Genomic DNA, 7,835 nt, shown 5'->3' with positions numbered 1-7,835 from the left:
AATGCCAGTCAGATATAATCAGTTATATTCCTAAGAAAATATATACCCTTTATTCATTAAGAATCCAAATAATACTATTGTTTTTCCTCTAACTCACGTATGGCGGCGTCTGTAAATGTTTTAATTTCTTCGGTTCCATACAAGGATGCTAGTTTGTAATATTTGATCGCATTATTTTTATCTCCTTTTTGTTGATAGGAATAAGCCAGATTTTGCAAAATGATATAATCTTCAGGTGATAAATCATGAGCTTTTAGTAATGTTTTAATGGCTATATCATATTTTTTGTTAATAATATATATAATAGATATATTTGATAAATTGATTATATCATTAGGATAGATAGCTAATATGGAACGTGCGACTTTTTCTATGTATTTGTATTCGTTATTATGGAATAGGTTTTGAATATAGTCTTGCATAATGTTTATCAGCTCTTCTTTATTATCTGGCATTTGATTGTCGGCTTCGCCTGACCATTTATGATTAATTTGTTTTGAATATTTTATTGTATTTATTATTTCATCGCTCATTTCATCGTATTCTTTTATTTCCTGCAAGATGTAAATCTTTCCGAGTCTCAGGTCTAGGCGCGAAGGATATTTTTGTATTCCTTCGTCTATATAGGCTATAGCCTTATTGATTGAACTTTTTTTATAATGTATATCACTATATATATATTTTGAAGCTTTTTCTTTGAGGGTATCTTCTTCTTGCAGTTCTATGTGTTCTTTTTCGACCGGCAGTTCCGTATCTAATATTAATATTTCTTCTTTCGCAGCAGAAATATAATAGTTGAACCATGCAATATAATATTCGGGGCTTCTATTACCGGATTTTTTCCAGGAATCTAAAATATTTTTCTGGGCAATCGTATCTTTTTTATTGAATGAATTTTGGAATTGTGGCCAGTGGTCGTTAGCTAACAATGTATTTAGAGAAAATATGCTGGATAATAAGACGGAAAAAAGAAGGTGCGTTTTCATAGAATAAGTAATTTGAACGGTTGATTTTTCAAATATAATAAAAATAAATTCCTGATTATTCCTTTTTCTTTTTTAAATTTGAACTATACTTTATGTCGCAATATTCGATATAAAAGTGCGTTTACTTAATATATCGGTTTACACATGCAGAATATATATGATGCCCGTCAACGGGTAAAATTAACATTCCTGATCGTTTCGGTCGTATTAGTTGCTGTATTCGTTTATATTTCCAATGATTTGGTGAAGGCTCTTTCTGTTGAAGAAAGAAACAAAATGGAGATATGGGCGGAAGCTACACGGGAGCTTGCCAGTGAAAATATGGATATGAATATGGACCTTATCTTAAAGGTTATTCAAAGTAATACTTCTATTCCTGTTATAATCGCGGATGAACGTGACAGTATTAATCAATATCTGAATATACAATTACCTGAAGAAAATGAAGAACAGTTTCTTTATAAAAAATTAAAACAGTTCAAAGAAAATGGAAATCTGATTGAAATATATTTGAGCGGTGATGCTATGCAATATTTATATTATGATGATTCAATATTGTTAAAGCGTCTTTCTTATTATCCATATATACAATTAGGAGTGATGCTGCTTTTTATCGTTATTGCTTATTTTGCATTGATAAGTACCAAGAAAGCGGAGCAGAACAAAGTATGGGTTGGGTTGTCTAAAGAGACGGCGCATCAGTTGGGTACTCCCATATCTTCTTTGATGGCTTGGATGGATTTGCTGGAGTTGAATGGAGTGGACAAAGAGTTATTGACCGATATGAATAAAGATGTAAAACGTTTGTCAGTTATCGCCGACCGTTTTTCTAAAATCGGTTCGGAGCCTGAGAAAGAGTTAGTATATGTCAATGAAGCTCTCCAGAATGCTACCGAATATATGCGCAGACGGGTGAGTGATAAAGTCATTATTACAACTTATATGCCGAATGATGCGGAAGGTACTATGTTGTGTCTTCCTCTTTTCGAATGGGTGATAGAGAATTTGTGCAAAAATGCGGTAGATGCTATGGAAGGAGTTGGGAGTATCGACGTTTCGCTTACAACGGAACGTCAGGTTATTTATATTGATGTGAAAGATACGGGAAAAGGAATCGCCCGGAAGAATTTTAAAACGGTCTTTAATCCGGGATATACGACTAAGAAACGGGGATGGGGGCTCGGGCTGGCTCTTGTAAAACGTATTATCGAAGAATATCATAACGGGAAAATCTATGTTAAGGAATCGGAAATAGGAAAAGGTACTACTTTCCGAATTGAATTGAAACGCATAGGTTGATGCCTGTTTCCCGACAAACGATAGAGAAATGTTTATGTTGCTTTTTCCGTGGCAAAGTAAGGCGTTTAAGATTCTTCATAAGGCTTTACAATTATGAAATATTTACCCGCGCTTCTGTGTGAGTGATGTAATTCCTTTCTCTAATTTTGTGAAGAAGAAATAAAAAGCTACGAAAAGGTTGATTAATAAGGATTATTTTTTATACCTTTGCGGAGTTTTAACGACAGCAACCGTGGGAAAGTTTACTTTATACAAATTGCCACTTAAAAGTCTGCCGGTAGGTACTCATCATTATGAGTATTTATTGGATAACGAATTTTTTAGGAATATCGATGGTCCGGAAGTACAAAAAGGAAAGGTGAGTGTAACTTTATCTGTAAAGCGTACGGCAGATGTATTTGAGTTGGATTTCGTGATAAACGGAGTTATTCAGGTTCCTTGTGACCGATGTCTGGACGATTTGGATCTGGAAGTGGATACCAAGGAGAAACTGTATGTCAAATTTGGAGCGGAATATAGTGATGAGAATGATAACGTCGTTATCGTTCCTGAAGCAGAGGGCGAGATTAATATTGCCTGGTTTCTGTATGAATTCATAGCATTGACTATTCCTTTAAAGCATGTACATCCGGCCGGAAAATGCAATAAAAGTATGAGTGCGAAATTGCGTAAACATACTGCGCAGAGTACTGATGACGGAGGCGAAAATGAAGAAACATCGGAGGAATTTGATGTAGAAGACGATATTGTATCTGAGCCAGATGATGAGACGACGGACCCGCGATGGGACGAATTGAAGAAATTAATAGATAATAATTAAAAGTAATAAGAAAATGGCACATCCTAAAAGAAAACAATCGAAAACGAGAACAGCCAAAAGAAGAACTCATGACAAGGCTGTAGCACCTACATTGGCATTATGTCCTAATTGCGGCGCATGGCACGTATATCATACTGTGTGTGGAGAATGTGGATACTACAGAGGTAAATTAGCTATTGAAAAAGAAGCTGCCGTATAATTGCAGAATACGCAAACAAATTTCTGGCCCTAAAGAAATTTAGGGCTTTTTTCCATGCATTTAAATTAAGCTGATATGCAACATGCTAAGATTGTAGGTATTGCTTCTTACGTACCTGATTATGTACTCACCAACGATGAACTGTCACGTATGGTTGATACTAATGACGAGTGGATCACTACTCGAGTGGGTATAAAGGAAAGAAGAATACTGAAAGGAGAGGAAACCGGTTCGTCCGATTTAGGTTACAGAGCCGTAGATAAATTGTTGGACAAAACTGCAACAAAGCCTGAAGAGATAGATTTGTTGATATGTGCGACGTCCAATCCCGATTATCGGTTTCCTTCTACCGCATCCATTATTGCAGAGAAGTCAGGTCTTCATAATGCTTTCGGCTACGATATCCAGGCAGCATGTGCCGGTTTTTTAGTGGCATTGCAGGCTGGTGCAGCATATATCCAATCCGGTTTGTATAAGAAAGTAATAGTTTTGGCTGCCGAAAAAATGTCTTCGATGACGAATTATAAAGATCGTTCTACCTGTCCTTTATTCGGTGATGCTGCTGCCGGCGTTTTGCTGGTTCCGACAGACGAGGAAGAAGGCGTTATGGATGCAGTCTTGAAGACTGACGGTGTAGGTTTACCTCATTTGTTGATGAAAGCAGGTGGTTCGGTGCATCCTGCCACACATGAAACGGTCAATAATGATGAACATTATGTATATCAGGAGGGACGTGCTGTTTATAAGCATGCCGTTACCGATATGCTGGAGTCTTCATTAAGTGTAATGAAACGTAATAACTTGACTGTAGATACTATAGATTGGTTTGTTCCTCATCAGGCGAATCTTCGTATTATCGAAGCGATAGCCGACCGTGCCAAAATAGCTCCTGAAAAGTTACTTGTAAATATTCAGAAATACGGTAATACGAGTGCGGCTTCTATTCCTTTGTGCCTTGATGAATTCGAGCATGAACTTAAAAAAGGAGACAAGATTATATTGACTGCTTTTGGAGCCGGATTTACGTGGGGAGCATTGTATCTCAAATGGGGATATAACTCAAAATAAGAAACATAAGCATTCTTTATATTGAAACGCATCATCATATGATGCGTTTTTTTGTTGCATTATAATAAAGGATGTGATTCATAATCAGGTGTAGACCGCTATATTTTCATAACTGAGAAAATTTATTTAATTTTGTAGCGATAAAGTAGTCTTAGCCTGTTGATAAATAATTTAATAGAAAAGATATGCATAAAGCGGGATTTGTAAATATTGTGGGTAATCCGAATGTAGGTAAATCTACTTTGATGAACTCTTTGGTAGGAGAGCGTATCTCTATTATTACTTCTAAGGCTCAGACGACACGGCATCGCATTATGGGTATTGTGAATACGGAGGATATGCAAATAATTTATTCAGATACTCCCGGTGTGTTATCCCCGAATTATAAGATGCAAGAAGCAATGCTGAATTTTTCTCAATCTGCATTGATGGATGCCGATGTGTTGCTTTATGTTACGGATGTAGTGGAGACACCTACGAAGAACAAAAATTTTCTGGAGAAGGTATCTAAGGAGACGGTACCGGTTCTGCTGGTCATTAATAAGATTGATTTGTTGAAAAATCAGCAAGACCTGGAGAAATTGGTGGCGGAATGGACTAACTTGTTGCCGAAGGCTGAAATCATTCCGGTATCGGCTCAGTATAAGTTCAATCTGGATTATCTGTTGAAGCGTATTCAGGATTTGTTGCCGCCTTCACCTCCTTTCTTCGATAAAGATGCACTTACCGATAAACCGGCTCGTTTTTTCGTAACGGAAATAATCCGCGAAAAGATATTGCTTACTTATGATAAGGAAATCCCATACTCCTGCGAAGTAGTGGTTGAGGAATTCAAGGAAAATGAAATTCAGATAAATATCATGGCTGTGATATATGTGGAGCGGGACTCTCAGAAAGGCATCGTAATAGGCAAAGGCGGATCGGCCTTAAAAAAGGTCGGAACTCTGGCCCGCAAGGATATAGAAGCATTTTTCCAGAAAAAAGTATATCTGGAATTGTTTGTCAAGGTAGAAAAAGACTGGAGGAATCGTGATAATAAACTTAAAAGTTTCGGGTATATTCCCGAATAACCGATTCCGGCTGTGATAGTCGGACAATAAAAAAAGAATTTATGGGAAATATAGTAGCAATTGTAGGCCGGCCCAATGTGGGAAAATCGACTCTCTTTAACCGGCTGACCCGGACTCGCCAGGCTATCGTAAATGAAATGTCGGGTACGACCCGTGACCGCCAATATGGAAAAGTTGAATGGGGTGGCCAGGAGTTCTCGATTATAGATACAGGCGGTTGGGTCGTAAACTCTGAAGATATATTTGAAGAAGAGATAAACAAGCAGGTAGCTATCGCTATTGAAGAAGCGGACGTGATTTTATTTGTGGTAGATGTGAGAAACGGGATAACGGATCTGGATGAACATGTAGCTTCCATTTTACGTAAGAATAAAAAACCGGTCGTTCTTATTGCCAATAAAGTAGATTCCAATGATTTGCAATATTACGCCGCCGAGTTTTATAAATTCGGATTGGGCGAGCCTTTCTGTATTTCTGCAGTAAATGGTTCAGGTACAGGCGATCTGCTTGATGAGGTGATAAGATCTTTCAGTAAAAAGGTTGAAGAGGAAGTTATCGAAGAGATTCCCCGTATTGCCGTGGTCGGGCGTCCTAATGCCGGAAAATCTTCTATAGTAAATGCATTTATTGGTGAAGATCGTCATATTGTGACCGATATAGCCGGAACGACACGGGATTCTATTTATACTCGTTATGACAAATTCGGATTTGATTTTTATCTGGTAGATACGGCGGGGATACGTAAAAAAGGCAAAGTCACCGAAGATCTGGAATATTATTCGGTAATCCGTTCTATTCGGGCCATAGAAAATTCCGATGTATGTATCTTGATGATCGATGCTACACGGGGAATCGAAGGACAAGACCTGAATATTTTTTCCCTTATCCAGAAAAACAAAAAGGGTTTGGTTGTCTGTGTGAATAAATGGGATCTGGTAGAAGATAAATCGACAAAAGCTATAAAAGTATTTGAAGAAGCTATTCGGGAACGGTTTGCTCCGTTTGTGGATTTTCCTATTATTTTTGCTTCGGCGTTGACCAAGCAGAGAATATTCAAAGTTCTGGAGACGGCAGCTCAGGTATATAAAAACCGCAGGAATCATGTTCCTACTTCTAAGCTGAACGAAGTAATGCTTGCCGCTATCGAAAGCTATCCGCCACCGGCACATAAAGGTAAATATGTAAAAATAAAATATGTGACTATGCTCAAGGGGGCATATGTCCCTACGTTTATATTCTTCTGTAATCTGCCGCAATGGGTGAAAGAACCGTATAAACGTTATTTGGAGAATAAGATACGTAGTAACTGGAATTTTTCCGGTACTCCCGTCAATATTTTCATGAGAGAGAAATAACAAAAGACAAGAGCCGTCATTCAAGACGGCTCTTGTCTTTTAAAGCGATAGGAAAATCCTATAAATAGTTTTCTTATCTTTGTATGGATAAAAAGAAAGATATGCAAAAACCGGATGCTTTAACGTCAGGAGATACTGTCATGATCGTATCGCCTGCGAGTGTGATAGATGTTTCGTTGATAGAAGGGGCCGAGCGCGTACTTGCCGGTTGGGGCCTGAAAGTCGTGCGAGGTAAGTATTGCGAAGGCCATTGCGGTAGTTTCAGCGGGACTATAGAAGAACGGCTGTATGATTTTCGGGAGGCATTATTGAATCCGGAAGTTAAAGCTATAATATGCAGCCGGGGAGGTTATGGAGCTGTACATCTATTATCTTTAATAGACCCGGAGTTGATAAACCGCAATCCGAAATGGATGATAGGCTTTAGTGATATATCTGCTTTGCATGCTGCTTTTTTGTCCGCCGGTGTTATGTCGCTGCATGCATCCATGTGTAAACATTTGACTGAAGAACCGGTAGACCATCCGGTTACTTGTCTGATTCGTGATATCTTGTTTGGAGCCATGCCTGGTTATGTGGTTCCAGGACATCAACTGAACCGACCGGGGGGGGCCGAAGGCGTTTTATGTGGTGGAAATCTGGCAGTTTTATGCGGGTTGTTAAGGACTCCTTACGATATATTTCAACGGGGAAGGATTTTGTTTGTCGAGGATATAGCGGAAAAGCCCTATAAACTGGAACGGATGTTTTATAATTTGAAATTAAGCGGGATTTTGAAAGAGCTATCAGGATTAATAGTAGGTCAGTTTACCGAATATGAAGAAGATCCCGGATTGGGATATACGGTATATGAAATGATATCGGATATGGTAAAGGAATATGATTATCCCGTATGTTTCGGTTTTCCGGCCGGACATGTCTGTAACAATTATCCGTTGATAGAAGGAGCCTTTGTTAATTATTCGGTTACGAATAAAAGTGTGATGCTGAATTTTGTAGGAAAATGATAATGACGATTTGTGATTTTGATGCAGAATA

The 7,835-nt window shown here is 38.2% G+C and carries 8 protein-coding genes; 7 read left to right on the top strand and 1 reads right to left on the bottom strand.

Going from position 1 to position 7,835, the window contains the following annotated elements:
• Positions 1-74: 74 nt before the first annotated feature.
• Positions 75-986, bottom strand: coding sequence for a tetratricopeptide repeat protein (locus OCV73_RS06415; protein WP_147550486.1), 912 nt, complete (start codon positions 984-986; stop codon positions 75-77).
• A gap of 144 nt (positions 987-1,130) precedes the next feature.
• On the opposite strand from OCV73_RS06415, the gene OCV73_RS06410 reads away from it, so the two are divergent.
• From OCV73_RS06410 to OCV73_RS06380, 7 genes are all read left to right on the top strand, one after another.
• Positions 1,131-2,285, top strand: a complete 1,155-nt coding sequence (locus tag OCV73_RS06410; protein WP_147550484.1) for a sensor histidine kinase — start codon at positions 1,131-1,133, stop codon at positions 2,283-2,285.
• A gap of 232 nt (positions 2,286-2,517) precedes the next feature.
• A complete protein-coding gene (locus OCV73_RS06405) occupies positions 2,518-3,105 on the top strand; it encodes a YceD family protein (protein ID WP_147550481.1) in 588 nt (195 codons plus the stop codon).
• A 13-nt stretch (positions 3,106-3,118) separates the two neighbouring features.
• Positions 3,119-3,304: a 50S ribosomal protein L32 gene (gene rpmF, locus OCV73_RS06400; protein WP_147550480.1), complete on the top strand. Its 186-nt coding sequence runs from the start codon at positions 3,119-3,121 to the stop codon at positions 3,302-3,304.
• A gap of 75 nt (positions 3,305-3,379) precedes the next feature.
• Positions 3,380-4,372 carry a beta-ketoacyl-ACP synthase III gene (locus OCV73_RS06395; RefSeq protein WP_147550478.1) on the top strand — a complete coding sequence of 331 codons (993 nt, stop codon included), beginning with the start codon at positions 3,380-3,382 and terminating at the stop codon, positions 4,370-4,372.
• A gap of 185 nt (positions 4,373-4,557) precedes the next feature.
• Entirely contained in the window at positions 4,558-5,442 is an 885-nt protein-coding gene (era, locus tag OCV73_RS06390; RefSeq protein ID WP_147550476.1) for a GTPase Era, read from the top strand.
• 41 nt (positions 5,443-5,483) lie between these two features.
• Positions 5,484-6,797, top strand: a complete 1,314-nt coding sequence (der, locus tag OCV73_RS06385) for a ribosome biogenesis GTPase Der (protein ID WP_147550474.1) — start codon at positions 5,484-5,486, stop codon at positions 6,795-6,797.
• 83 nt (positions 6,798-6,880) lie between these two features.
• Positions 6,881-7,804 (top strand): S66 peptidase family protein, encoded by a 924-nt coding sequence (locus OCV73_RS06380; protein ID WP_147550472.1) that lies wholly within the window; start codon positions 6,881-6,883, stop codon positions 7,802-7,804.
• The last annotated feature ends 31 nt before the right edge of the window (positions 7,805-7,835 follow it).

Source organism: Barnesiella propionica (genome assembly GCF_025567045.1).
In the GTDB taxonomy this organism is placed as follows: domain Bacteria; phylum Bacteroidota; class Bacteroidia; order Bacteroidales; family Barnesiellaceae; genus Barnesiella_B; species Barnesiella_B propionica.
Note: the sequence above shows the minus strand (reverse complement) of the source record. Positions and strands in the feature narration are given on the sequence as shown.

Coding starts and splice junctions, on each gene's coding strand:
- OCV73_RS06415 (WP_147550486.1), bottom strand. CDS start 986: ATGAAAACGCACCTTCTTTTTTCCGTCTTATTATCCAGCATATTTTCT.
- OCV73_RS06410 (WP_147550484.1), top strand. CDS start 1,131: ATGCAGAATATATATGATGCCCGTCAACGGGTAAAATTAACATTCCTG.
- rpmF (WP_147550480.1), top strand. CDS start 3,119: ATGGCACATCCTAAAAGAAAACAATCGAAAACGAGAACAGCCAAAAGA.
- OCV73_RS06395 (WP_147550478.1), top strand. CDS start 3,380: ATGCAACATGCTAAGATTGTAGGTATTGCTTCTTACGTACCTGATTAT.
- era (WP_147550476.1), top strand. CDS start 4,558: ATGCATAAAGCGGGATTTGTAAATATTGTGGGTAATCCGAATGTAGGT.
- der (WP_147550474.1), top strand. CDS start 5,484: ATGGGAAATATAGTAGCAATTGTAGGCCGGCCCAATGTGGGAAAATCG.
- OCV73_RS06380 (WP_147550472.1), top strand. CDS start 6,881: ATGGATAAAAAGAAAGATATGCAAAAACCGGATGCTTTAACGTCAGGA.